The sequence below is a fragment of the Thermodesulfobacteriota bacterium genome, from assembly GCA_040757775.1.
Lineage (GTDB): Bacteria > Desulfobacterota > UBA8473 > UBA8473 > UBA8473 > UBA8473.
Window position 1 is genome coordinate 142,235 of the sequence record JBFLWQ010000001.1, and the last position, 23,988, is coordinate 166,222.

General features: G+C 41.3%; 23 protein-coding genes and 1 pseudogene. 21 read left to right on the plus strand and 3 right to left on the minus strand.

Annotated elements, in window-relative coordinates:
- Positions 1-147 precede the first annotated feature (147 nt).
- The 5 genes and pseudogenes from AB1401_00870 (at position 148) to AB1401_00890 (ending at position 3,946) form a co-directional block, all read left to right on the plus strand.
- The gene (locus AB1401_00870; protein ID MEW6614016.1) at positions 148-486 is read left to right on the plus strand and encodes an MmcB family DNA repair protein; all 339 of its coding nucleotides are present in this window, start codon (positions 148-150) and stop codon (positions 484-486) included.
- A 33-nt stretch (positions 487-519) separates the two neighbouring features.
- Positions 520-834 (plus strand): hypothetical protein, encoded by a 315-nt coding sequence (locus AB1401_00875; protein MEW6614017.1) that lies wholly within the window; start codon positions 520-522, stop codon positions 832-834.
- A gap of 71 nt (positions 835-905) precedes the next feature.
- A pseudogene (locus AB1401_00880) lies at positions 906-1,067 on the plus strand (hypothetical protein).
- Positions 1,068-1,080: 13 nt separating this feature from the next.
- Positions 1,081-2,082 carry a site-specific integrase gene (locus AB1401_00885; protein MEW6614018.1) on the plus strand — a complete coding sequence of 334 codons (1,002 nt, stop codon included), beginning with the start codon at positions 1,081-1,083 and terminating at the stop codon, positions 2,080-2,082.
- A 505-nt stretch (positions 2,083-2,587) separates the two neighbouring features.
- The gene (locus AB1401_00890; GenBank protein MEW6614019.1) at positions 2,588-3,946 is read left to right on the plus strand and encodes a caspase family protein; all 1,359 of its coding nucleotides are present in this window, start codon (positions 2,588-2,590) and stop codon (positions 3,944-3,946) included.
- A 103-nt stretch (positions 3,947-4,049) separates the two neighbouring features.
- On the opposite strand, the gene AB1401_00895 is transcribed toward AB1401_00890, so the two are convergent.
- The 3 genes from AB1401_00895 to AB1401_00905 all read right to left on the minus strand — a co-directional run bounded on the left by AB1401_00895 (position 4,050) and on the right by AB1401_00905 (position 8,074).
- A complete protein-coding gene (locus AB1401_00895; protein MEW6614020.1) occupies positions 4,050-5,423 on the minus strand; it encodes a phenylacetate--CoA ligase family protein in 1,374 nt (457 codons plus the stop codon).
- 133 nt (positions 5,424-5,556) lie between these two features.
- The gene (locus AB1401_00900; GenBank protein ID MEW6614021.1) at positions 5,557-6,762 is read right to left on the minus strand and encodes an ABC transporter substrate-binding protein; all 1,206 of its coding nucleotides are present in this window, start codon (positions 6,760-6,762) and stop codon (positions 5,557-5,559) included.
- A gap of 103 nt (positions 6,763-6,865) precedes the next feature.
- Complete coding sequence (locus tag AB1401_00905) at positions 6,866-8,074, minus strand: ABC transporter substrate-binding protein (GenBank protein MEW6614022.1); 1,209 nt, start codon at positions 8,072-8,074, stop codon at positions 6,866-6,868.
- A gap of 392 nt (positions 8,075-8,466) precedes the next feature.
- Between AB1401_00905 and AB1401_00910 the strand changes: the two genes are divergently transcribed.
- The 16 genes from AB1401_00910 (at position 8,467) to AB1401_00985 (ending at position 23,909) form a co-directional block, all read left to right on the plus strand.
- Positions 8,467-11,628, plus strand: a complete 3,162-nt coding sequence (locus tag AB1401_00910) for an ATP-dependent DNA helicase (GenBank protein ID MEW6614023.1) — start codon at positions 8,467-8,469, stop codon at positions 11,626-11,628.
- Positions 11,629-11,648: 20 nt separating this feature from the next.
- A complete protein-coding gene (locus tag AB1401_00915; protein ID MEW6614024.1) occupies positions 11,649-12,161 on the plus strand; it encodes a gamma carbonic anhydrase family protein in 513 nt (170 codons plus the stop codon).
- Between the two features lie 497 nt (positions 12,162-12,658).
- A complete protein-coding gene (locus AB1401_00920; protein MEW6614025.1) occupies positions 12,659-13,477 on the plus strand; it encodes a ParB/RepB/Spo0J family partition protein in 819 nt (272 codons plus the stop codon).
- Between the two features lie 2 nt (positions 13,478-13,479).
- Positions 13,480-14,157, plus strand: a complete 678-nt coding sequence (locus AB1401_00925; protein MEW6614026.1) for a hypothetical protein — start codon at positions 13,480-13,482, stop codon at positions 14,155-14,157.
- Between the two features lie 2 nt (positions 14,158-14,159).
- Positions 14,160-14,771, plus strand: coding sequence for a DUF6602 domain-containing protein (locus AB1401_00930; GenBank protein ID MEW6614027.1), 612 nt, complete (start codon positions 14,160-14,162; stop codon positions 14,769-14,771).
- Positions 14,772-14,781: 10 nt separating this feature from the next.
- On the plus strand, positions 14,782-15,747 hold the full coding sequence (locus AB1401_00935) for a phosphoadenosine phosphosulfate reductase family protein (protein MEW6614028.1): 966 nt from the start codon (positions 14,782-14,784) through the stop codon (positions 15,745-15,747).
- Between the two features lie 396 nt (positions 15,748-16,143).
- Positions 16,144-16,986 carry a site-2 protease family protein gene (locus tag AB1401_00940; GenBank protein ID MEW6614029.1) on the plus strand — a complete coding sequence of 281 codons (843 nt, stop codon included), beginning with the start codon at positions 16,144-16,146 and terminating at the stop codon, positions 16,984-16,986.
- Positions 16,987-17,132: 146 nt separating this feature from the next.
- Positions 17,133-18,620, plus strand: a complete 1,488-nt coding sequence (locus AB1401_00945; GenBank protein MEW6614030.1) for a transglutaminase-like domain-containing protein — start codon at positions 17,133-17,135, stop codon at positions 18,618-18,620.
- Positions 18,617-19,378, plus strand: coding sequence for an ABC transporter ATP-binding protein (locus tag AB1401_00950; protein MEW6614031.1), 762 nt, complete (start codon positions 18,617-18,619; stop codon positions 19,376-19,378). Before AB1401_00945 ends, AB1401_00950 begins: the two co-directional genes overlap by 4 nt.
- Positions 19,379-19,388: 10 nt before the next feature.
- Entirely contained in the window at positions 19,389-21,086 is a 1,698-nt protein-coding gene (locus AB1401_00955; protein ID MEW6614032.1) for a hypothetical protein, read from the plus strand.
- Positions 21,087-21,313: 227 nt separating this feature from the next.
- The gene (locus tag AB1401_00960) at positions 21,314-21,574 is read left to right on the plus strand and encodes a hypothetical protein (protein MEW6614033.1); all 261 of its coding nucleotides are present in this window, start codon (positions 21,314-21,316) and stop codon (positions 21,572-21,574) included.
- Between the two features lie 14 nt (positions 21,575-21,588).
- Positions 21,589-21,942, plus strand: coding sequence for a type II toxin-antitoxin system PemK/MazF family toxin (locus AB1401_00965; GenBank protein MEW6614034.1), 354 nt, complete (start codon positions 21,589-21,591; stop codon positions 21,940-21,942).
- Positions 21,943-21,965: 23 nt separating this feature from the next.
- Positions 21,966-22,622: an alpha/beta fold hydrolase gene (locus AB1401_00970; protein MEW6614035.1), complete on the plus strand. Its 657-nt coding sequence runs from the start codon at positions 21,966-21,968 to the stop codon at positions 22,620-22,622.
- An 82-nt stretch (positions 22,623-22,704) separates the two neighbouring features.
- The gene (locus AB1401_00975) at positions 22,705-22,911 is read left to right on the plus strand and encodes a type II toxin-antitoxin system HicB family antitoxin (GenBank protein MEW6614036.1); all 207 of its coding nucleotides are present in this window, start codon (positions 22,705-22,707) and stop codon (positions 22,909-22,911) included.
- The gene (locus AB1401_00980) at positions 22,908-23,132 is read left to right on the plus strand and encodes a type II toxin-antitoxin system HicA family toxin (protein MEW6614037.1); all 225 of its coding nucleotides are present in this window, start codon (positions 22,908-22,910) and stop codon (positions 23,130-23,132) included. Before AB1401_00975 ends, AB1401_00980 begins: the two co-directional genes overlap by 4 nt.
- 126 nt (positions 23,133-23,258) lie before the next feature.
- The gene (locus AB1401_00985) at positions 23,259-23,909 is read left to right on the plus strand and encodes a hypothetical protein (protein ID MEW6614038.1); all 651 of its coding nucleotides are present in this window, start codon (positions 23,259-23,261) and stop codon (positions 23,907-23,909) included.
- Positions 23,910-23,988 lie beyond the last annotated feature (79 nt).

The window sequence follows — 23,988 nt, forward strand, 5'->3', positions numbered from 1 at the left end:
GAGGACAGGAATACAAGTGGTTTTTGAAATGCTGGACTGCAAACGGATTGCACTGTGCAAGGAGACTAAGGAATGTTGGAAGGCTGTTGGGCTTGATTGGATGAACCCAGGATGTAATTGCAGTCTATAACTATAAAAGTGTGAAGAATGATAGCAAAGATGTCTGAAGTTGAGATTGCGAAAGTTGTAATAGGATGGTTACAAGACCTTCGATGGGAGGTATATCAGGAGGTTCAAATAGGAGCGTGTGGGCCAATAGCTGATATTGTTGCTGTGCAAGACAAGCTATTATGGATTATTGAAGTTAAACGTAGCCTTGGATTATCTGTTATTGGACAGGCACTCCACTGGAAAACATTTTGCCACTATGTTTCTGTAGCTGTACCGTATAAACGATGGACGAAGGAACATGACACTGCTGTCTATTTTATGAAAAGAGATGGGATTGGATTGTTAAAAGTACAATTACCTTCTGAGTACCGGTAGAATGGGAACATATCTGAGGTATGTAGGCCCAAGTTGAGGAGAAAAGCACTCGTAAGTAAGATCATGGCTATACTGACCAAAGAGCACCGGACATTCGCCGAGGCGGGTAATTGTGACGGTAAAAGGTTCACGCCGTTTCAGGCTACATGTATGAAGGTAGCTGCAACTGTAAAGGCAAGCCCCGGGATAATACTAAAAGATCTCATTGAAAGTGTTGATACACATTATACAAGCACTTCTATCGCTAGGACAAGTATTTTAAAGTGGACTCAGCAAGGAATAATTAAGGGTATACATATCGAATATGAAGATGAAGGAAAAACAATTAGATTTTATCCAAATGGCTAACGAGGGAAGGCGATTTTTAAGTGTTCCTATTGACAGGCTGGCAAACCGAGAAATATTGTGGTGTGAAAAATATGGACCAAGTATGGCTATTTAATCAGAAAGAAACCTGCAAAATGCTAGGTATTTCTCCAACCACCCTGATTAGCCTACAGAGGGAAGGTTGGATAGAATTTGTTAGAATCCCTGGGCAAAAAGTGATAAAGTACTCCGCAGATTCAATATCAGAATTTATAAGGAGGAATAGTTATGTCTGTACGAAAGAGGGGGAAAAATCGCTGGCAGATTCGATTCACTCCGCCCAGGGGGGACAGAGTAGAGATAACGGTGAAGGCAAGGAACAGGCGAGAGGCGGAGCAATTGGAGATGGAAGTAAAGATGGAGCTTCAAAGAAAAGATTTGGGCCTCAAGTCAATAAGGCTCACGTTCGGAGAATTGTCCGAGAAGTATGCGAGAGGCATCAAGGATAGGTCTGTTCTTTACAGATTGAACATTTTGACCAAGTATTTTGGGAAGGAAAAGGTTAGTTCTATATCAAAAGGAGAGATAATAGACTGCATTGAGTATCTAAAGCAGGAAAGAGGTGTCAAGCCAGCAACGGCTAACCGATACATTGCCGTTATGTCAAGAATGTGGAATTGGTATGGAATATCTCCTAACCCCTGTGAGGGGATAGACCGGGAATGCGAAGAAGAAAGGCTGAGATACTTAGAGATAGACGAAATTGAAAGACTTGTTAAATGTTTCGGCTATCCCTACAGGTGGATAGTAGAGCTTGCGGTGTATTCGGGGCTACGAAAGGGCAATATCATCGATTTACGTCGGGATTGGGTAGATGGGAAAGATATGGTGTTCAGGATACCGAAGGCGTCTCACAAGAGCAGGAAATTCCTCGAGATCCCGTACACCGAAAGAGTACAGACAATCCTAAACGATATTCCTTTGAGCATTGATGGAAGATACTTTCATGTTGCAGATATACGTAAGGTATGGTATAAAGGTTTAAATAAAGCAGGACTCTATAAGTTGAATGATCCTGAACGATTACGGGATTTTCGGTTTCACGATTTACGACATACATTTGCTACCCATATGTGGAAGGCAGGTTTCCGGCTTGATCAGATAATGGTCATGCTAGGAGTGAGCGATATATCCGTTGTACAGAGATACGCTCATGTGCATAGAGACATGAGGAGCAGGATGGTAATTCAGGCAGATAAGTATTTTAAAGACTCTGCATTTTCTCGGTAAATTGACAAGCTGTGGGTCAGGAATGGGTCAAAGATTGTGTAACTATTTGAAATTATTAGATGGTGTGAGGGATTCCTAATCCCTGTGCCGCGTGTTCGAGTCACGCCGGGGGCACTTCTTCTATTCGGAAGCTTTTATATATATTCTTAGATTTTATAAAAAAGGAGGTACTGAAATGAAAAAACGTGTAGTTATTCTCTGTATGGTAATTTCACTACTGGTCACTTTTTCTCTCGGTTGTGCGAGACCATCACCGTCTCCAGAGAAGAAAGTCAACATAGTTGACATCAAGTGATAGGAAAAGGTGAAAGCCGGCAAGACAAATAAAATGAAAGAGACGCCGAACAGTTAAGTGTTCATCGGCTTTACCTTAACCTAGCTAACCAACAAATACAACAGTGTCATCAATAATACTCGAACCCCGTATTCGAAAGAGGGTGGTGATTTGTTTTCCCCACAGTACCTCCTGCAAACGACTATTATCCTGCATAAATGGAGATCTATTATGAAACGATTATACACATTCATTTTTACCTTTATTATGCTTGTAATGCTTGCGGGGTGTGCTCAACCATTGATGGAAGCAATAGAGCGTGATGACATGAATGCTGTTAAAAAGATTCTGGATGAGGGAGCCGGTACTAAAAAAGAGGATATCAATATGGCTTTGCATGAGGCAGCATATAATGGTCGTTACGAGATTGTAAAATTCCTGCTGGATAGGGGGGCTAATGTAAATAGCAGTTACTGGGGCAATAATACAGCCCTATTCACTGCAATAGATCATGGCCATATCAAAACGGTTGGAGTTTTACTCGATCGTGGAGCTGACATTAATATAAAAAGTACTATTTATTTGACTGTTGGAGGCGTTCTGCTCGGTAGCATGAAGCAATTCCAGATCAGCCCATTGGCGGCAGCAGCATGGAAGGGACATACCGGCGTTACAGCTCTCTTACTGGACAGAGCAACGGATCCAGATCTGGTTTTGGATGTGGCGAAGGCCGATCTGGAGATACTCTCATCAGCCTCACCGCAGGCTAAGAGCGGTATTGTGTTACTGGAACGGTTAGCAAAAAGGCGTGAAACGGCAAAACAACCGATAGCAACTGCACCAGAAAAAGAAACGGGTGAGCAAATGTCTTCTTTAAGCCCGGCCCCGGCATCAGCAATGCAAGGGCAGCGTCTCGCACTGGTTATCGGTAACGACAGTTATGACCTTGCCCGCCTTAAGAACCCTGTCAACGATGCCATGGATATGGCTTTGACCCTTAAAAATCTCGGTTTCATTGTAGAGTTTAGGAAAAACGCAAATCTTCAGGAAATGGAAGATGCGATCGAAAACTTTGGTAATCACCTTAAGCGGGGCGGCGTTGGGCTCTTTTACTTTGCAGGACACGGAGCCCAGATCAGCGGCACCAATTATCTCATCCCGATTGGAGCCAGGATAAACAAGGAATCCGACGTCAAATACAAGGCCGTTGATGCCAACAGAATCCTTGATGAGATGGCTAATGCCAATAACGGACTGAACATTGTAATCCTTGATGCCTGCCGAGATAATCCTTACGCAAAGAGTTTTCGTTCAGCAAGTCGGGGACTGGCAATTATCAGCACTGCACCGAAAGGAACCTTCATTTCCTATTCAACTGGTCCGGGTCAGGTGGCAAGGGATGGCGATGGGAGGAATAGCCCCTACACAGCGGCACTCTTGGAAAGCATTGTAAAACCCGGGCTTCCCATTGAACAGGTCTTCAAAAGGGTTCGCCAGCGTCTGGATGCAGAGACAAACGGCCAGCAAATCCCCTGGGAGCTATCTTCATTAAAGGGTGATTTCTACTTTGCGATGGATAAAAATCAGTAAAGGTTGCAACGCACAGACCTGAATCATTTCTTTCGATTTAATGATGTCATACCACTGGATATCGAGCCCTGGAAATATGGGAGTTGTCCCACATTTTCCTCTCCTATTCATACCTCTTTTCAAAGAACGGTGTCTTAAATCTTGTTCGATCCAATGTATCAGATGGTACAAATTCTATCTCCGATGGAATGTTATTATCTTTCAAAAGTTTTTCTTTTACTTCATGTTCCAGTTGTTTTAGCTGGCTTTCCTGTATGTCCTTTCCGTATTCCAATTTTATTTTCAACGGCGGTGCCACATCTGGAGGTGCTTCGGTCAGTACGATTCTCATTGCCCCTGTTAAACGTGGAACAAAGAGGCTAATAGAATTTTTTATCTCTGTTGGAAATGTTATAACGTCACCCACTCTTAGTATATCTTCAACTCTACCCAATACCCTTTTCCTGTATCCGGGGCCTGGGTAACCACAAGAACACTTTTTTGTGAATACCTGTACTACATCTCCCAAAGCGTACTTAATATAAGGGACCCCTTCTCTATCCAAGGATGTAATTGCTGGCTCTCCAATAGCACCATCTTTCAGGGCAACAGGTTTCTTTGTTACCGGGTCTATCAGGTCTTCACAGCATATACTGAGTTCAGGGGCAACCTCGTGGACGCCAGCATATTCATTCAGATCACACGAACCGGAAAATCCCTCACCGTTAGGGGCTAGCCAGTCACACCATTTACCCCCAAACAGGCTCTCTATTCTACTCCTAACTGCCGGAATCCCTATCCCTGGTTCCCCAGTAAGAAGAAGCTTTTTAAAACCCAGTTCTATTATGTCTTTTCCGGCCATCTCTCTGCACTTTTCTATCATACCCTCCGCAAACGAAGGGCTTGCAGCTAGCGCATTGGTATTAGTCCATAACGCAAATTGAAATGTCTTTTCCAAAGGCGATTCCATGCCCATGTCTATGGGGAGAACCCCTATATGGGTTAATATACCAGAAATAATACCACCACTGCTGCCATAAGAGCCTGTTAAAGGGAAACATAAAAGGGTGCGATCACCTGGTCTGAAACCAGTCAGCCAGAGGGCCCTGGCGTTTCCTTCATTCCACCTGCCAACATCGTTTCTCGTATACGAATAACTGAATGTAGGAATGCCAGATGTTCCCCCTGTAGTCTTTGCAACAACTATCTTCTCGGGAGGAACGCATAGGCTCTTTCCAAAGGTATGCCCCATGCTCTCTCTAGTCTCCGCCTGTCCCTGTCTTTCTTCCTCTTTTGTCATTAAAACAGGGATATTTCTGAACTCTTCCCATGTTTTCAGGTCTTCCGGATTGAGTCCAATATTATCAAATTTGCCCTTATAAAACATTGAATTGGTATAGCAGTATTTCAATTGTTTTTTTAGTTTTTCAAACCTGGCAGCCTCCATCTCATCTCTCGACATTGTCTCTGCCCGCTCATTCCAGAGTCCTTTTGCCATATCAATTTCCTCCCTTATAGAAATACCTTTTTTCACTCATCCTATACCATAAATTCCCCGGAATCTCCACTAACATAAGGCGCTAACTTCCCCAATCCTGCCTCTTGGCTATAGCTTTTATCTTTCAGGACGACTATTTGGAAACCTTCCATCCGGTCACAGGTACAAGTTTTCCGCTGCTCGAATCAGCTTTAAAGATCTTTGTCGAATTCATCCCCTTATGATTACTGGAACTAAAGCTTACCGGACCTGATAACCCTTTCATGTCAAAGTTCTTTATACTCTCCAGTGCCGTTACCAGTCTTTCTCCGTCTATGTCCTTACCAGCTCTTAAGAGTCCTTCCTTCAAAACTGTTGCAATTATCCAGCCGTCTGTGTAGATTTTCCCCCTATATGGTTTTTCTGTGCCAGGTGCATACTTGAGGGTTACATCCCTCATGAGGGCTACATATTCACCATCATCATACCATGAGGCGAAACAGCTTACTGCATAGTATTTCTCTGCTGCCGACCCGGCCAACTGTATAACCTCTTCCGACGCCGCGGCCATATTTCCAAAAACGGATACATCCATACCAAATTTCTTTAATTCCCGGAGCAGTACACCAGCAGGTTGAGCAATAAAACCACACAATATAATGTTGTTTACATGATGCCTTTTCATAGTCATCACCTGGGATGTGGCATCAAAAGAACCAGGGTTTAATACCTCTCTTGTTACGGGAGTCAGTTTATGGAATTTTAATCTCTCAATTGCAGGTTCGAGATCAAGTTTCCCTGTTTCATTATCAGGGTAAACCAGGGCAACCCTGGGGTCCTGAGGCTTCAGATCCTCTACCATGTAGTCAATGATGGTCCTCATCGCATTGGGGTAGGTTTCAAGTACACCAAAGACATATCTTTTGACAGGTGAGACACACCGTTCCACTGCCGGGCAAATCATGGTTGGGATTTTTTCCTTTTCCATATGTCGGGAGAGGATGACGGTTGATGCTGAAGATGAGGTGCCGATCAGCACCAATATTTTATCCTTGTAAAGGAGTTTTTTAAAAGAAGCTATGGCCGTGGGGATTGAATATCTGTCATCCTCAACTATGAGGGCTACCTTCCTGCCGTTAATTCCACCATGTTCGTTGGTATGCCTGAAATAGGTTTTTATAGCATTGGTCAGGGGTACAGTGATACTAGATGCAGGACCGGTTTGATCGAGTATAACCCCTACCTTTAATGCATCACTGGTTACTCCTCTTGCATCGCCAGCATATCCACTGTTCACAAAAGTTAAAACACAGGTCAAAACTACACAAACGGCACAAAACAATCTAAAATTCATCTTCATTACCCTACCTCCTTTACTTAATGGTTAATAATAGTGGTTCTTCTCCCATTTAGTTGGTGGAAAGGATTCCAGGATTCAAGGGTTCAAGTTGCTTCCCTGCGTGTCATTTTTTTGAAGGTGGCAGTCTCCAGCCCTTAATAGGTATGAATCTTCCGTTTTGTGGATCGCTTTTGAATACCTTAACGTGTCTCAACATGTAATGGATGGTGGGGGTATAAGTCACGGAACCACATAAACCCTCAGTATCGAAATCTCTTATCGTCTCCAATGCATTTACAAATGCTTCACCATTTAACTCCTTGCCTGTCCTCTTGATGCCTTCATAAAGTAGCATCGTCCCAAGCCATCCGATACTATAGAATTTATTACCATGCAGGTTCAGGGCATTTGGATTGTATTTGTTGCTTATCTCTGTCATCTTCTTTGTCCCAGGTGTATCTTCGTACCATGAAGAAAAGGAACAAAATCCCAAAAAATTTTTTGATGCCTTGCCAGCTCCTCTAACGGTATCCTCGAGAGTGCAGCCAGTAGTCCCAAGGTAAGGCAGATTTAAACCAAACTTCTCTACCGTCTTAAGAAAGAGAACCGCTCCAGACGTAGCATGATGGAAAATCACATGGGTGGCCTTCGCCCTTTTTAACGAAAGAACCGTCGATGTAAGGTCAATGGTAGTTATAGGAATAACCTCTTTATGAAGCTCCACCCCAAAGAATTTAGCCCAAGCCTCAGCGGCTTCCCTTACGACTTTTCCTGATTCCACATCTGGATAAACAATGGCAATCTTTGGGTCTTTAGGCTTCATTTCATTTAGGATATAGTCAAAGATTACGCCCAATTCAGACTCATAGTTACCAGTTGTGGGAAATACATACCTCTTGTACGGCTCCATCATTTCCTTGTCAAGGCCAATTGATATATTGGGAAGTTTATCCTTTTCTACATGACGGAACAAGGTCTTGGCAAAGCCTGTGGAAACCGGACCTAAAAGAGCGAATACCTGGTCTTTATATACCAGTTTCTTGTAAGCTGCCATACCTAAGGGAATAGTGTAACGGTCATCCTCTATGATCAGTTTAATCTTTCTTCCATGTATGCCCCTTTGATCGTTGATATATTGGATGTAGTTTCTCTGGGCTTCAACAACCCCAAGCCCAAGGTTGGAAATAGGACCCGTAAGGTCAGATATTGAGCCTAGCTTTATGGTGTCATCTGTAACTCCCCTCGTATCTTTTGCATGACCATTAGAACAATAAACAAATAATATAACCCCTAACATTACAATTAATACAAATAATCTGCTTTTTGCCATCATATTTCATACCCCTTTCATTTATTTGTGGTACTTGCTTCTACCATAATTCTGTGCTTAAAAATTTATGGACTCGTAAAAAGTCAAAATTGGGATGGCAAAGTAAAAAGCTCCAGATGCAAGGCGCGCAAATCCTGAGGAGTGAGGCATAGTTAGAGGTACGCTGCAATGACTAAGGATGCAGTGCAACGTAGCAGATGGACTTTTTACGAAGCAATCAAAATTATAGTCAATATACATAAACTAATAAATAAAATCCAGTCCTTTATTTACAAACTTAAAAACTCCGCTTTTTAACCAAACCTCCTAATATCCCTTGACTAAACGCCTATGGGGTTGTATCTTTAAGGGTACTTTTTCAAAGCCCTTGTTAAGGTTAGGTTACAGTCAATACAATGAAACTAAACGAAAATCAACTGAAGGCAGTTACCCACACAGATGGTCCTCTTCTGATTATTGCCGGAGCAGGTACGGGTAAAACCAGCGTAATAGCCTATCGGATAGCCAATTTGATTGAAAACGAAGGGGTAAATCCCGCTAATATCCTGGCCCTGACCTTTTCCAATAAGGCTGCTGAAGAGATGAGGAGCAGGGTCGAGGAACTCCTTACATCAAGTCATGACGATATATGGATCAGCACATTCCATTCCTTCTGTGCAGAAGTCTTAAGAGAGAACGCCCTGGAATTCGGCTTAAGTCCTTTTTTCAAACTCATCACCGAGGCAGAGCAACTGTCTATGATGGTTGCAAATATCGACAGGCTGGATTTGAAATATTATGAAATCAAAGGAGACCCCCATGGTTTACTGAAACAGATGCTGGACATTATCTCCCGTGCCAAAGATGAGATGATAACAGCAGAGGATTATACCGAGTTTGCCAAAATGTTAGCTTTGGATGGAAAAAAGGGGTTGGATCCTCTCAAAGTCGGTGAGATAGCCAACGTTTATTCCACATATCAAAGGCTTCTCTTAGAGCATGACTGTGTGGATTTCGGCGACCTCATCCTGTATACCTTTCAGGGTTTCGAGGAAAAACCCCATCTCCTCCTTCAATATCAGGAGAGATTTCAGTACATACTGGTGGACGAATTTCAGGATACCAATTTTGTCCAGGGTCAGTTGTTGGATATTCTGGCAGCCTTCCATAGAAATATCTGTGTCGTAGGCGACGATGACCAGAGTATCTACAGATTCCGGGGGGCATCCATAAAAAACATTCTGGATTTTGAAAGCAGGTACCCGGATGCCACAATAATAACCCTGGATGAGAATTACAGGTCGCCCCAAAAGATACTCGATGCCTCACATGCCCTCATAGCCCATAATCTCTCCAGACTGGATAAAAAGCTAAAGGCTGCTGCTGATACCAACCTGCACAACAACGACCCTATCAGGTACCTCTCCTTTAGCAATGATAAGGAGCAGGCAGATTGTCTCGTATGGGAGATACAAAACCTTTTAGCCCAGGATGAAACCCTCAGTCTCTCTGACATAGCAGTCCTTATGAGAAGCATCAAAACCCAATCAAAACCTATAGTTACTGCCCTGGAAAGGGCAGGAATTCCCTATAATCTCATTGGCGGTTCAGGGTTCTTTGAAAGAAAAGAGGTAAGGGATATCCTCTCATGGATGAATGCCATAAACAACCCCTTTGACACCGAAAACCTTATAAGGGCTATCCACACCTCACCATTCAATATAGCACCCATTCATGTGTGCCGTATATCAAATTGGGGGAAAAACAACTCGGACATAAACCTCTTTGATGCGTTGAAGGAGGTGGATTCTGTTCCAAATCTGAATAATGGGGTAATCGAAGAAGTTCACTCTTTTCAATCTTTGCTTCAGTGCCTGATTGACCAAAAAGAGGATTTGACGGCAGGAGAAATAACCAGACAGATTATCGATAAAATTGGGTACAGGGAGAGACTGCTCGAGACAGGCGCAAGGGAATACATGACCGGTTTGACCAACCTCCAGAAGCTGGAAAGTATGGCAGAGGATTACTCTTCTATTGAGGGTTATTCTAACCTGAGAGCTTTTCTCAAATACCTGACCTATCTTATACTTTCAAGTGAAAAGTCTCCCGATCTCCAGCTATTCGATGCAGTCAACGTGATGACCATTCACCAGGCAAAGGGTCTTGAGTTCAGGGTTGTGTTTATGACAGACCTTGCCCAGTCCAGGTTCCCCGGCAGAAGACGTCCCTTGCCCATTGACCTTCCTGATGAGCTTCTCAAAGAAGAGTTGCCCGATGCTTCATCCAGAGAGCTCCATCTGAATGAAGAGAGGCGACTGTTTTATGTTGGAATGACCAGAGCCAAAGATAAGCTTCGCCTCTTTCATGTGAAAAGGCATAAAGAAGAGCAAAAGGAGAATAAACCCTCTCAGTTTCTGGGAGAGGCAATGGGAGAAAACGCTGAAAAAGGGCATGAACCGGACAGGAGTAAGATATTAAACAAGGAGCTACCATCCGGGTTTAATCTTGCAAAATCAATCCTTGACATTGCCAGAGAGATAAAATTCAGGAATGCTGAAAAGATAGATTTTAAAGCCCTTTTAAAGGACGGTCTGCGGTCTCAGATTGAGTTCCTTAAGGCTCAGTTATTAACTGAAAGGGATATGGACAGATTTGAATTTAAGCTGAAGATGATAAACCAATCTATAAAAGACCTGTTAATCCATGATGTTTCCAGTGACCTCTTAAGCCAAAGCATAGATGAAGAATTAAGGGACACCTTTCTGAGCAAGGAGGATAAAAGCACAAAGCCTGCTCCCAAAGAGTCCGCCAGAGGCGGATCCTACCTGGAATTCCTGCCTATCACAGATGGGGGTCTGGATATTGCTTTTTCTGCACTGAATACTTACGGGAAATGCCCTCTCCAGTTCAAGTATTCATTTATTTATAAAATCCCTCGAAAACCTGCCATCAATATGAGGGTTGGGAATCTGCTGCATAAGGTTTTAGAATACTTTCACAAAAACTATACAAGAAAAGATGCTTCTCTGGGAGACCTCTTGAGATTGCTTGAAGAGGCATGGAAAATGGCACGGCTCCCTGGCTCGATTCAATGGAGACAATTCAAGGAAAAGGCAATAACAGGATTAACCAACTATTTTGACGATTTCAAGCTGGAGAGCAATAAACCGGCGTACTTTGAAAGGTCATTTACCCTGAAGGTGGAAAAACACAGGGTTAAAGGCCGGGTGGACAGGGTAGACATTACTCCAACCGGTGGTTATGAATTGATAGACTACAAAACCGGCAGAACGAGGACTCAAAGAGAGTTAGACACAGACCTCCAGCTCTCTGTTTACAGCCTTGGGGCAATGGAGGCATGGAACATTAAACCGGAAAAGGCAACTTACTACTTTTTGATTGAGAATAAACGGCTCTCTATAAGTCACCATGATGAGCAGTTAGGGGAAGCAAAGGAAAAGATATTGGAGTTGGCTGAGGGTATATTAGCTGAAAATTTTGGACCGAAACCAGATTATCAAAACTGTAGGTACTGCGACTACCAGATTCTCTGTGGAGTGGGAGAGATCGCGTAGAAAAATCAAGAGGAGGCAAGATGATTGTAGAGTTTAATGGGAAGAAACCCCGGATAGACGATAGTTCTTTTGTTGCCCCAAACTCGACCATAATTGGAGATACTCTTATTTCTGAAAATACATTGATACTCTATGGGGCTATTTGCAGGGCTGATTTTAACCACATATTTATAGGTCCTGGATCATGCGTACAGGAAAATGTTGTTTTAAATCCTATGCCGGATGAACCAATAATAATAGAGGGAGAATCCATCATAGGATATGGCAGTATAATACATGGGGGAACAATTGAGAAAAACTCCTTTATAGGAGCAGGGTCAATAATCCTCCATGATGTAGTTATAGGAACTGAATCTATTGTCGCGGCAGGTTCTATGGTAACTGCCGGAACCAAAGTGCCCCCGCGATCTCTGGTTGTTGGAGTGCCCGGTAAGGTCGTCAGAAAGCTGGAAGACCCTGACGTGGCATGGATAAAGAAAGGGGTTAATGGTTACCAAAAGCTGCTGCCTGAATATAAAAATATTCATAGTTGAGCATAATTAAAAGCTACCAAAGCCCTCCCTGTTGGCTACCTATGAGATGCCGCCTAATGAGTAAAGCGGAGGTAACCCTAAGAGAACAAAGAGGAATATGCCCTTTCTTGTTTCAAAAACTGTTTTAAAGGATAAAACAGTAAGTTGAAAAGAAGAGTGGAAGGGTGATATAGTTTTGGGAAAGGGTTGTCTATACGAAGTTATACGGATATATCTCGAAAATGTGAGTATATCGGGATTGGTCTGGATATGAATGAAACCTTAAAATGTCACTTCGGCTATCAATCGTATGGACGGCTGAAGCCCAAATGCTCTTATTGAAGCACCTTGCTCATACGCCAGCCCGTTACGTGAAATTGGTCGCTTTAATAGGGGATGTTTTTTTGTTAAAGATATTATTGGCAAAATTTTAACAGAGTATTCTTAAATAATTAGAAAAGCGAGAAATACAATGAGAGATAAGTATGAGTTCTTTTTAAGGAAAAGGAGATAAGAAAATGGTAGAAAAAGGTATAAACAATAGTAATATACCGACATTACCTGTTAATAAAATTAATATTGGTAGGTGGAATGTAAGAACTTTAGATAGAGAAAAAGGAGTTGATGAACTTGCTGAAAGCATAGAAAAGTATGGATTGCTTCAGCCTATTGTAGTTTTTCAAGAAGGAGATAGGTACAATCTAATAATAGGCCAACGGCGGGTGCAAGCTTTCAAGAAATTAAAAAAGAAAGAGATACCTGCGGTTATTCTGCCAGAGAAGCCTGATGAGGAACACTTAAAAATACTGTCCTTGAGTGAAAATATTCACAGAGTTGAGTTAAACAGAGCAGATATAGTTGAGGTTATTAGTTATCTTTATGAGAAGTATAATAAATCTGCTAAAAAAGTTGCTCAAATTCTAGGTAAAAGTGCTCCTTATATATATGAGCACCTCAAAATTCAGAATGCACCGGAAGAAGTCAAGCAAATGCTATCCAGGAAAGAGATTAGTAAGGAAGATGTAAAAAGGGTGATGGAGATTGCAGCAGATGATAAAGCTACAATGATAGAATTAGCCAGAGAAATGAAAAAACTCACACCTTATGAAAGGAAAAGATTAGCCGATGTTGTGAAGATTAAGCCTAACGCGAAAGTGAAAGAATTAATTGAAGAGGCAAAGAACCCTCGTATAGAAGAAAAGATTATTATCCCACTAACACCTAAATTGCTAAAGGCATTAGATAGTGCAGTAAAAGAGATAGGTTTGAGTCGAGAAGAAATTGCCAAGAAAGCCTTAGAAGATTGGCTCGGCAATAAAGGATATTATAAGGGATAATTATGGATTTTAAGATCTTAGCAAAAATTGGTAAAGGAACTAAAAGAAAAAAAAGGGATATAAATCTTCTTGAAGTAGCCGAAGAAATGAAATCTCTTTACACTATCCATCAGTCATTAGACAAGGTGGCAAAAATTGTAAAACTTTCTCCTGAAATGGTAAGGCAATTTTTGAAAATTAATGAGTTAGATGAAAGCGTTAAGGAATTGATAAAGAATGATTTAATCAAAGGAGTTGATATTGGTTATAGAGTTTCAAAACTTTCTAAAAAAGATCAAATTATATTTGCAAAGCATATTATAGAGAAGAATATTTCTTCTAAAGATGTAAGAGCCATTGTAAGGTATAAAATTGATAACTCTAAAATGCCTGTAGAAAAAGCCATCAACGAAGTTATCCAGTCAAAAGATAAAAAGATTTATGTTGCTTACCTTGGGATTGAAGAGGATACTTATGAAAAATTATTAGAGAAAAACAGAGAACATATTCTAATGTCTATCTTTAATAATGTTATTCCAAGAGAATCCATTATCTCTTTTGAAATAAATGGGAGGGTAGTAATAGCTAAGGTTCTAAAAGAAGGCTTACAGGAAATGAGAAACAAGGCAAAAAATTTAAACGTCCCTCTTGCTAAATTAGCCGATGCTTTAGTGAAAGAACATCTGGGAGGTAATAAATAATCATGCGGACAAGAGCCGATTCTGCTATTGCCCAAGAATTGGATGAATTACTTGCTAAATCTACACCATATGCTTTATCAAGCCCCTCATTTGGAAGTCCTACCATTCATGATTTTGTTAAAGGGCTTATACTTTCAACCAATATCATAGAGGTAATTGGTGGTAAAGATAAACATCTCCCAAATGGATTTAGAGCAGACTGGGGACAGGTGATAGATGAAAAAGATGGAAACACTTTATCTAAAGAATGCGACATCATAATATATAAAGACAAGCCTCTCAAACTCATTGAAAACAAGTCTATTAGATTTGTACTGGTTGGTAAGAAACAGACAAAAATAGTCATTGAGGTTAAAAGTAGCATTCAGAGTGTAACCGCTGATATTAGAAATTATTGTAAGGAGTTAAAAAAATCTGTATCTGATATCTGGTTTATTGCTGAGTGTTGCTGGGCAAAGAGTAAAAATAGAGCAGACACTATAGAGCAAGACTTGAAAAATGCAGGATACAAGCATTTTTTCTATTTTTATAGGATGAATGACAAGACATTAATTAAAACGATTGATTATGAACCATTTATCAAATTTATTAAATTGATTAGAAGAATCAAATGAGGCTAAATTCATGAAAAGTTCTAAAAATAATAATCAATGGTGGCAACCAATAGAGGAAACTTTTGCTGGGATTAGTTTAAAGGGGCTTAAGGTTATATGTCCTCAGTGTGGAGAACATGGTTTGGTTATTACCAGATGGATAAAAGGTCCTGTATTGAAACCCATTTACATCCTCCATATTAAATGGAGAAAAGCAAGAAAAGTATGTGAACTTAGTGAAGAACAGTCTAAGGGTGTTAGGAGTGAAGTTTCTATCTTCAAAAGTGATATTAAGAGACTTTTAGATTCAAGAAAATCGTTTATTCTGTTTAGTGGAGGGAATGATAGTCTTGCTACTTTGTCTTACCTAAAAGACATTACCAAGGGGGTAAAAAGTGATTTAACTGCAATTTATGTTGATACAACCGCAGGACTTCCTGAAAATGCAAAATATGTAAAGGAAGTCTGTAAATATTTGGGTATTAATCTTAAAATAGTAGGCCCCAAGGTGGATTATTTTACTTTGGCTAAAAAGTGGGGTATCCCAAGCTTTAAATATAGATGGTGCTGTCGTGAGTTGAAAATCAAACCTATTGAAGAATTTCTGAGTACTATAAAAGAACCTAAAGTGGTTTTTGATGGAATAAGAGCTGCGGAGTCTAATGCAAGAAGACAATATATACCAGTATGGTATCACCCAACTTTTAAGTGCCTTTCTGTTAGCCCCATTTTCTATTGGTCTAATGAACAGGTAATTTCGTATGTAAATAGTAATGGAATCCCTAAAACCTTTTTGCACTCTTTAGGAACTTCTACAGAATGTTGGTGTGGAGCATACAAAACAAAATCTGATTTTGAAAAGTTATTTAATTTAGACAGAGATATGTTTTATAAATTAGTTGAAGTAGAAGAAGAAAATAAAGGTAGATATACTTTTATTTACGAAAATGGTCAAAAGATTTCGTTAAAAGAATTGGCAAAAACTCTAAAGAAATAACAATTGATAGTCAGTTGTCTTTTGATAATTTTGCCAATAAAAGAAAAGCGACCAAGTTCAGCTAACACGGTTTTGTGGTAAGCTACGCTTCCTTAAATTTTGCTCCATAAAACTTCACAACCACCTGATAGTTTAAAGGAAAACAAGTGAACAAAAAGGGAAAAGATAAACTTGAAAAAGCCCTTAAAGCTTACTTTAGAGAAATTCATGGAATTTATATGGGGGGTAATTTCCGGGAGGAAAGCTTTTATCCCTCGTTAAAGGGGCTTATGGAAGACTATTCTCAACTTTTCTCCCTGAAAGGTGGTTTGTGAACTGCCCCTACAATTTTAAGGAAGGGGAATTATCCGGTAAAGACCTTCTGGAAAGTAGCCGAAAAAACATAAAAGGAAATCTATGGACCAGGAAACAAAGCCTAAATTTAAGATAGCCATCCTGCTTTTTGTTGCAACTTTAGCCACAACAATAATTGCCGGGGCGATTCAACAGGGGGTAAATCCCATAGAAACCCCTTTTAAAATCGTGAAGGGCATGCCCTTTGCTTTGACATTGATATTTATTCTGCTGTCCCATGAATTGGGTCATTATATCATGTCCAAAAGACACAATATCAATGTTACCCTACCCTATTTTATCCCAGCCCCATCGTTTATTGGAACCTTCGGGGCATTTATAAAGATGAAATCACCCTTAGTGGACAGAAAGACCCTATTGGATATAGGTGCTAGCGGCCCATTGGTTGGAACTATCGTTTCCATCCCCTTTCTCATCATGGGCTTGAAGTTGTCTGAAGTAAAAATAGCAACTGAGCCTGGTGGTGCAGCCCTGGGTTCTTCGATACTTTTCTCCCTTCTTGCCAAACTCACCCTGGGTTCTCTTCCGGAAAGTTACGATATTATCTTACATCCCATAGGGTTTGCCGGATGGATAGGGTTATTGGTTACTTCACTGAACCTTCTGCCTGTAGGACAGCTTGATGGGGGACACGTAGCCTATGCAATCATGGGAGAAAAACAAAAAAGGCTTTCCATAATCACCGTTTTCTTCCTCTTTGCCCTGGGTTTCTTTGGCTGGAAGGGATGGTTTATCTGGGGGTTTTTGCTCCTGTTAATGGGGATAAGACACCCTCGTCCACTTGACCAGTGGACACCGCTGGACAGAAGAAGGAAAATTATCGGGTGGATAACCCTCATTACATTTGTTTTAACCTTTACCCCCATGCCGTTTAGGTATATTTAGATTCTTACACATTCAATCTGAGAATTTGTCTCTAAGAATTTAGGATTCGAGGGGTCAAGGATTCGAGGGGTCAAGAAGAGTAGAAAGACCAGGTTTTCACTTGACCCCTTGAATCCTCGAATCCTTGAATCCTTTCAATCTGAAAAATGAAAATATTAAAAGGATACTCTAAGATACTGGCCATCTCCATCATTGCCTTCTGGTTGGTAATGATGGGGCTGCTGGTCAAAAGGACATACTTTAATATCCCGGAATTCTCCCAGCCCCCGGCTCTGGCAGATATTGATAAAGCCGACCTTATCTTAGGAGAAGAATGGATGGGCATCTATATGGGTAAGGATAAGATCGGATACAGTGTCACAAATATCCAGAAGGGGAACGACATCTATCTGGTCTCAGAGAGAACCTTAATGAGGCTAAATGTGATGGGTACCCCTCAGGAGATAACAATTCTTACAAACGCTATCCTTGGCAGGGATTTTTCTATAAAATCGTTTCGTTTCGATCTTCAATCCGGCGTGGTTAAATTCCATGCCCAGGCAAAGGTTAATGAAACTGAGATGGAACTGTATATACATTCAGGAGGACGTAATATTAGAAAGGAAATCCCATTAAAAACAACCCCTTATTTGCCGGGCAGCTTAAGGCTCATGTTATTACAGCAGGGACTGACTGTCGGAAAGGAGTTTAGAGTCCCGATATTCGACCCTTCAACGATGAGCAATGAAGATATAGTTGTCAAGATTGAGGGAAAAGAAAGGCTCAAAATTGGCAATGAGAGCATTTTAGCATATCGCCTGAAAGAGTCTTTCAGAGGTTTAGTGGTTAGGTCATGGATCAGTGAAGAAGGCAAGACACTGAAAGAGGAAAGTCCTATGGGAATGGTAATGGTAAAGGAGACGAAAGAAGAGGCATTAACAAAGAACTGGGGTAGAGGCACCGGTACTGATATTATCCTGTCTACTGCCGTACCGGTAAATATCCGTATCGAAAACCCCAAACTTGTTAAGTACCTGAAGGTAAGACTCAGGGGTATTCCCCTGAGTGATTTCAACCTTACAAGTGGCAGACAGGTATTGAAAGGGGATATTCTCGAAATAACCCGAGAAGAGACCAAGACCATCAAAACATATTTTTTACCTCTAAAGGAAAGGGGATTTGAGGAGCATCTCAAACCATCCCATTTAGTTCAGAGCAACGATGCAAAGATAATAGAAGAAGCAAAGAGAATAGTTGGAAATGAGAAAGATGCCTTAAAGGCAGCAAAAAGAATAATGGAGTGGGTCTATCAAAGCATAGATAAGAAACCTACCATAAGTATCCCGAGCGCTCTTGAGGTACTGGAATCAAAGGTTGGAGATTGTAACGAACATACAACCCTTTTCACAGCATTGACCAGAGCAGTGGGGATACCAACCAGGATCATTACAGGCATTGTTTTATCCGATAATAATTTTTATTATCACGCATGGGCAGAAGTATATGTAGGAAAGTGGCTGTCCCTTGACCCAACTATGGACCAATTCCCTGCAGATGCCACCCATATAGGATTTGTAGAGGGTGAACTCGATAAACAGGTTGAGATGATGAAGGTGATCGGGCATCTAAAGGCAGAAATTCTGGAGCACAAATGATTCAACTCATTGACCTAACAAAGAGATACAGTAAGGTAAAAGCACTAGACAATATCAATCTGGAGGTGAAATCGGGGGAGATATTCGGGTTTCTTGGGCCTAATGGTGCAGGGAAGACTACTGCTATTAAGATAATGGTAGGGCTGCTTAAACCGACCTCCGGGAGAGTTATAATCGATGGGTACGACATTATTACAAATCCAATGGAAGCAAAGAAAGTAGTTGGTTTTATTCCAGACCGTCCCTTCCTCTATGAAAAACTGACAGGTAAAGAGTTTCTTCGCTTTATGGCAGGTCTATACAGTATTGACACAAATAGCTATGAAAGTAAAATCTCTGAACTTCTGGAACTCTTTGAACTTACTCCCTGGGGTAACGAACTGATAGAAGGGTATTCTCATGGAATGCAGCAGCGACTGGTAATGTCATCAGCCTTGATCCATAACCCTAAAGTGATAATAGTGGATGAACCTATGGTGGGGTTAGACCCTAAAGGTGCCAGATTGGTTAAAGAGATTTTCAAGATGATGTCCTCCCGGGGTACTACCATTTTTATGTCTACCCACACTCTGGAGATTGCTGAAGAGATGTGTAACAGGATAGCAATCATTCAGGAGGGTAAGGTAATTGCATTGGGGACAATGGATGAGCTTAGAAATAAAGCAGAGTATACCAAGGATCAGAGGCTGGAATCTGTCTTTCTGTCACTTACTGGTGGCGAAGAGATGAAGGGAATCATCGATGTTCTTAAGAGATAGTTAAAGAAAAATGGAAAACGTCACTCTACTGTTAACCCCACGGCTAATCTCCTTAAAAAACCGGATAAACAGCCGGGATAAATGGGAAATGGCAAAGGCAACCATGCTTCTGTTGCTGGCTGTCTTTTTCTGGATCGGGGTATTTATCGGGGTTTACAGGGTCTTAACATACTTTCAGGGTATTGAGGTCATAGGGGACCTGCTGGCAAGAAGATTGCTTTCCATGCTATTCCTTACCTTCTTTTCCATCTTACTCTTCAGTAATGTAATAACCTCCTTATCCACCTTTTATCTTTCAGATGACCTCAATCTGATACATTCAGCCCCTGTCTCCCTTAGCAAGATATATCTGGCAAGATTTATTGAGACAATTGTCGATAGTTCGTGGATGATACTCCTCTTTGGACTGCCGGTGTTTATCGCGTATGGATTTGTGTACGGTGCATCTTTAACATACTATTTGTGGCTGATCAGTGTAATAATCCCCTTCCTTATCATTCCGGCAGGACTGGGTATAATCCTGACAATGGTTTTGGTAAACGCATTTCCTGCAAAGAGGACTAAAGATATATTTCTGCTGCTTTCTATTGTAGTTGTAGTAATACTGTATTTCCTTTTCCGCTTCCTCAGACCAGAGAAGCTTGTTGATCCTGACACATTTTCTGCTGTAGCAGCTTACCTTACTGCACTAAAGACACCTTCGTCTCCTTTTCTCCCAAGCCATTGGGCAACTGAGGCGATTCTCCCCCTTCTTCAAAACTCCCCGGGCAGTCCTGTCTTCTTTTTACTCCTCCTTTTAAGTACAGGATTGGCATTGATTGTAATTGGAAATTACCTTTCCTCCTATCTGTACTATGACGGGTGGTCAAAAGCACAAGAGGCTAAAAAATCCACCATATCAAAGACCAGGGTAATAGATAGACTTATCACCTTTTTTACCAGACACTTCTCTCCTCAAACCAGGGCTTTAATAATAAAGGATATAAAGACTTTCCTCAGAGATACTACACAATGGTCACAGTTGTTCCTATTGGCTGCCCTGGTTGTCGTGTATCTATACAACTTCAGTGTTCTCCCCCTGGACAGGTCACCTATCCCTACCTTTTATCTGCAAAACCTGATTTCTTTCTTAAACATGGGGCTGGCTGGATTTGTCCTTTCTGCTATAGCAGCAAGGTTTGCATTCCCCGCTGTAAGCCTGGAGGGACCATCATTCTGGATAATCGGAACCTCACCCATAACCATAAGAAGTTTCCTCTGGAGCAAGTTCTTTATCAACCTCCTGCCTTTGCTGGTAGTAGCGGAGATCCTTATAATCCTGTCAAATTACCTTCTGAAGGTCAGCAATTTCATGATGCTCCTCTCATCGATTACCGTATTCTGTATGACCTTTGGCATAATAAGCCTGGCTATTGGAATTGGGGCTTCTTATCCAAGATTCAATGTAGAAAATGTAGCAAAAATGGCAACCAGCTTTGGCGGAGTGGTCTACATGATATGCAGTATGATCTTTATTGGTCTGATAGTTATGTTGGAGGCATGGCCGGTATACATAATATTTATGTCCCAGATAACCCATCACCAACTTCATCTTTCGCAATGGATAGCAATATGGCTATCATTCTTTGCTGTAGGTGTTATAAACGTTCTTGCTGTTTTCCTGCCGATGAAAATTGGGGTAAGGAAGCTGTCTGAGATGGAAAAGTGACGGCTTCGTAAAAAGTCCATCTGCGGCGTTGCGCTGCATCCCTCGTCGTTACAGCGTAACTATAAGTACGCTTCACTCCTCGTGATTTGCGCGCCTTGCATCTGGAGCTTTTTACTGTGCCGTCCGATTTTTGACTTTTTACGACTTCATCAAAAGTAGTTGACGAAGGTGTATAATTCTGCTATAAAATGATGTATAAAAATGGTGTATAATGGAGGTGCAGAAATATGACTTTAGCAGTGCAAAGAAAACATGTCAGAATTAATATCCAGGTTCCGGGCGAAACAAGGGATAAACTGGCTGAAGTAGCGTCTCTGCAGGGGAAAAAGATCTCGGCACTGGTTCGGGAGTCGATTGATGAAAAAATCAGCCGGATTGAAAGAGAATTATTTGAGGAGAAGATGAAGACGGCGTACGAGGGGCTGAGCGAGGAGAACGCCTGCATATCCGAAGATTTCAAATATGTTGACTCAGAAAACCTGGCATGAAAGGAGCATAAAACATGACACCGATAGAAGTTAAACGCGGTGAAATCTACTATGCCAACCTCGACCCGGTTCTGGGAAGCGAAACAGGCAAAACCCGACCTGTGCTCATCATTCAAAATGACATAGGCAACACATACTCCCCAACCACAATCGTGGCAATTATTACCGAATATTCGCAAAAGAAGGCGTCGTATCCGATCTGTGTGGCCGTTCCCAAATCCGAAAACCTGAGAAAAGATTCTATAGTGAATTTGTCCCAGATCAGGACCATTGATAAAAACCGCCTGTCGGCGACAAGGCTTGCTGTTCTTTCCCCCAAGTTGATGGAAAGAGTCGATGACGCATTGAGGCACAGTCTTGCCCTCTGAAAAATAGATGCGCGGTAAAAGAGATGAAAGAGGAAAAGGTATTCTTCAATTCAGGAGGCATAAAGTTAGAGGGCATCCTCACCTTGACAAAAACCCATAACCCCTCTCCTGCGGTGGTGGTATGCCATCCTCACCCTCAATACGGTGGGAACATGCATAATAATGTCGTCACAGGCATAACAGATACCCTCTCTGAACAGGGTTTTATTACACTAAGGTTTAATTTCCGGGGGGTTGGCAATAGTGAGGGAACCTATGGTGGGGGCGTAGAAGAAGTAAAAGATGTAGAAGGGGCAATTGATTTTCTTTCTGAAGGGGTTCAAAATTTTGAACCCCTATCGGAAACCAACGGTATCTTTCTCGTAGGATATTCCTTTGGGGCAATGGTGGGCCTTCAGGTTGCTGATAAGGATGATAGAATCAGGGCTTGGGTTGGGATATCCCCTCCTGTTGCCATGTATGACTTCAGCTTGCTCAAAGGGTCTTTTAAACCTAAACTGCTACTTTTTGGAGATTCGGATTTTGCATGTCCAAAGAAAGAAATGGAAAAACTCTTTGATTCTCTACAAGAGCCAAAATCTATGAGTGTTATCCCTGGCGCTGACCACTTCTACTGGGGGAAGGAAAGGACCGTTGCGGAGCATGTATTGAATTTTCTTGGTACATCTTTTCTTAAATAAAGTTACAATAATGTCATTTCGAGTAAAACGAGAAATCCTTTGAATCACGGTGAATCAGTTTTCTACAAGAAAGGATAAGTAAATGAAAGAGTTTAGTGTTGTTATTGAAAAAGATGAGGATGGTTATTTCGTTGCCTCTGTGCCAACTCTTCGAGGCTGCCATACTCAGGCAAAATCGCTTGATGTCCTGATGAAGAGGATTAAAGAAGCTATCGAACTCTGCCTTGAAGTAGAGAAGCCAACATCGAATGAGTTTATCGGCATCCAAAAAGTAGCGGTAACCGTATGACTACATTCCCATCTGTTACGGGCGTCCGGCTCATTAGCGCATTAAGAAAAATGGGGTTTGAAGTTTTACGAACCAAAGGAAGTCATCACTTTCTGCAACATCCTGATGGTCGGTGCACAGTGGTTCCTGTCCATCGTGGAGAAACCATAGGAAGGGGACTTCTTGCCCAAATTTTAAGGGATTGTGATATTACACGGGAAGAATTACAAAAAATGCTTTGAGCGAACAACGGCATACACCTGATTCCAAAAGTCTTGCGGATTTTGGTCAAGGTGATGGTTCGACGCTAGAATGTTAATCGAAACAATAAGTTGGCCCTTACTGTAATTGTACAAGAGGATTGAGTAATGAGAAAAATCATTTTTGTTATTATTGGTTTGATCCTCCTCTACGGCGCTTATGTAGTATATCGAACTGCATGTACGTCCAACATGGATATTTTGGATGTCGGAACATTTATTGTTATTACCCTCACTTTGGTTGCCCTTATTATTTATGCCAATGATACAAACCTAATTGCTTCGATCACTCGATCGAGGTGGGAACGAGAAAGCATTTTGCAAGCCTATTATATGATGGAGGTTCTGACTCAAGATAAAAGCGATAAAGGGCGCACAATGTTTCGGATCGGAAACCCATCTAGTCTAATACTCAGAGCTAAAGTCTGGTGTAATTTTCAACTTTATGGTCAGTCCGTTGGATACCATGATGACTTTAATGGAAAGAAGACGTGGTATATGTTTCCTCAACAGGTAAATCAAGGATGGTTTGAGATTGCTCCGCTTCTAGACAAGAAAGGAAAAACAATGGGGCAAATAATAGAAGAAGCTACTGATGATAATTATCGCGAACAACTGACGATGGATCTGCAAATCGAGTTTAGAGACGAATTAGGAAATCAAAGGAAGTTGCCGAAAAGAAGGCATTTCTTCGACTTCAAAGAATGGCAATGGATTCCACAGTTTACTCAGAGGGATGACTGGATTGATAAATCTTAGAGAAGATGCTTACAAAGCTAGTGGGTGTCCCCCTATAACAACACAAGATTCTTTTATGACCATTAATAATGATTCGATA

Coding starts and splice junctions, on each gene's coding strand:
- AB1401_00870 (MEW6614016.1), top strand. CDS start 148: ATGATAGCAAAGATGTCTGAAGTTGAGATTGCGAAAGTTGTAATAGGA.
- AB1401_00885 (MEW6614018.1), top strand. CDS start 1,081: ATGTCTGTACGAAAGAGGGGGAAAAATCGCTGGCAGATTCGATTCACT.
- AB1401_00890 (MEW6614019.1), top strand. CDS start 2,588: ATGAAACGATTATACACATTCATTTTTACCTTTATTATGCTTGTAATG.
- AB1401_00895 (MEW6614020.1), bottom strand. CDS start 5,423: ATGGCAAAAGGACTCTGGAATGAGCGGGCAGAGACAATGTCGAGAGAT.
- AB1401_00900 (MEW6614021.1), bottom strand. CDS start 6,762: ATGAAGATGAATTTTAGATTGTTTTGTGCCGTTTGTGTAGTTTTGACC.
- AB1401_00905 (MEW6614022.1), bottom strand. CDS start 8,074: ATGATGGCAAAAAGCAGATTATTTGTATTAATTGTAATGTTAGGGGTT.
- AB1401_00910 (MEW6614023.1), top strand. CDS start 8,467: ATGAAACTAAACGAAAATCAACTGAAGGCAGTTACCCACACAGATGGT.
- AB1401_00915 (MEW6614024.1), top strand. CDS start 11,649: ATGATTGTAGAGTTTAATGGGAAGAAACCCCGGATAGACGATAGTTCT.
- AB1401_00920 (MEW6614025.1), top strand. CDS start 12,659: ATGGTAGAAAAAGGTATAAACAATAGTAATATACCGACATTACCTGTT.
- AB1401_00925 (MEW6614026.1), top strand. CDS start 13,480: ATGGATTTTAAGATCTTAGCAAAAATTGGTAAAGGAACTAAAAGAAAA.
- AB1401_00930 (MEW6614027.1), top strand. CDS start 14,160: ATGCGGACAAGAGCCGATTCTGCTATTGCCCAAGAATTGGATGAATTA.
- AB1401_00935 (MEW6614028.1), top strand. CDS start 14,782: ATGAAAAGTTCTAAAAATAATAATCAATGGTGGCAACCAATAGAGGAA.
- AB1401_00940 (MEW6614029.1), top strand. CDS start 16,144: ATGGACCAGGAAACAAAGCCTAAATTTAAGATAGCCATCCTGCTTTTT.
- AB1401_00945 (MEW6614030.1), top strand. CDS start 17,133: ATGAAAATATTAAAAGGATACTCTAAGATACTGGCCATCTCCATCATT.
- AB1401_00950 (MEW6614031.1), top strand. CDS start 18,617: ATGATTCAACTCATTGACCTAACAAAGAGATACAGTAAGGTAAAAGCA.
- AB1401_00955 (MEW6614032.1), top strand. CDS start 19,389: ATGGAAAACGTCACTCTACTGTTAACCCCACGGCTAATCTCCTTAAAA.
- AB1401_00960 (MEW6614033.1), top strand. CDS start 21,314: ATGACTTTAGCAGTGCAAAGAAAACATGTCAGAATTAATATCCAGGTT.
- AB1401_00965 (MEW6614034.1), top strand. CDS start 21,589: ATGACACCGATAGAAGTTAAACGCGGTGAAATCTACTATGCCAACCTC.
- AB1401_00970 (MEW6614035.1), top strand. CDS start 21,966: ATGAAAGAGGAAAAGGTATTCTTCAATTCAGGAGGCATAAAGTTAGAG.
- AB1401_00975 (MEW6614036.1), top strand. CDS start 22,705: ATGAAAGAGTTTAGTGTTGTTATTGAAAAAGATGAGGATGGTTATTTC.
- AB1401_00980 (MEW6614037.1), top strand. CDS start 22,908: ATGACTACATTCCCATCTGTTACGGGCGTCCGGCTCATTAGCGCATTA.
- AB1401_00985 (MEW6614038.1), top strand. CDS start 23,259: ATGAGAAAAATCATTTTTGTTATTATTGGTTTGATCCTCCTCTACGGC.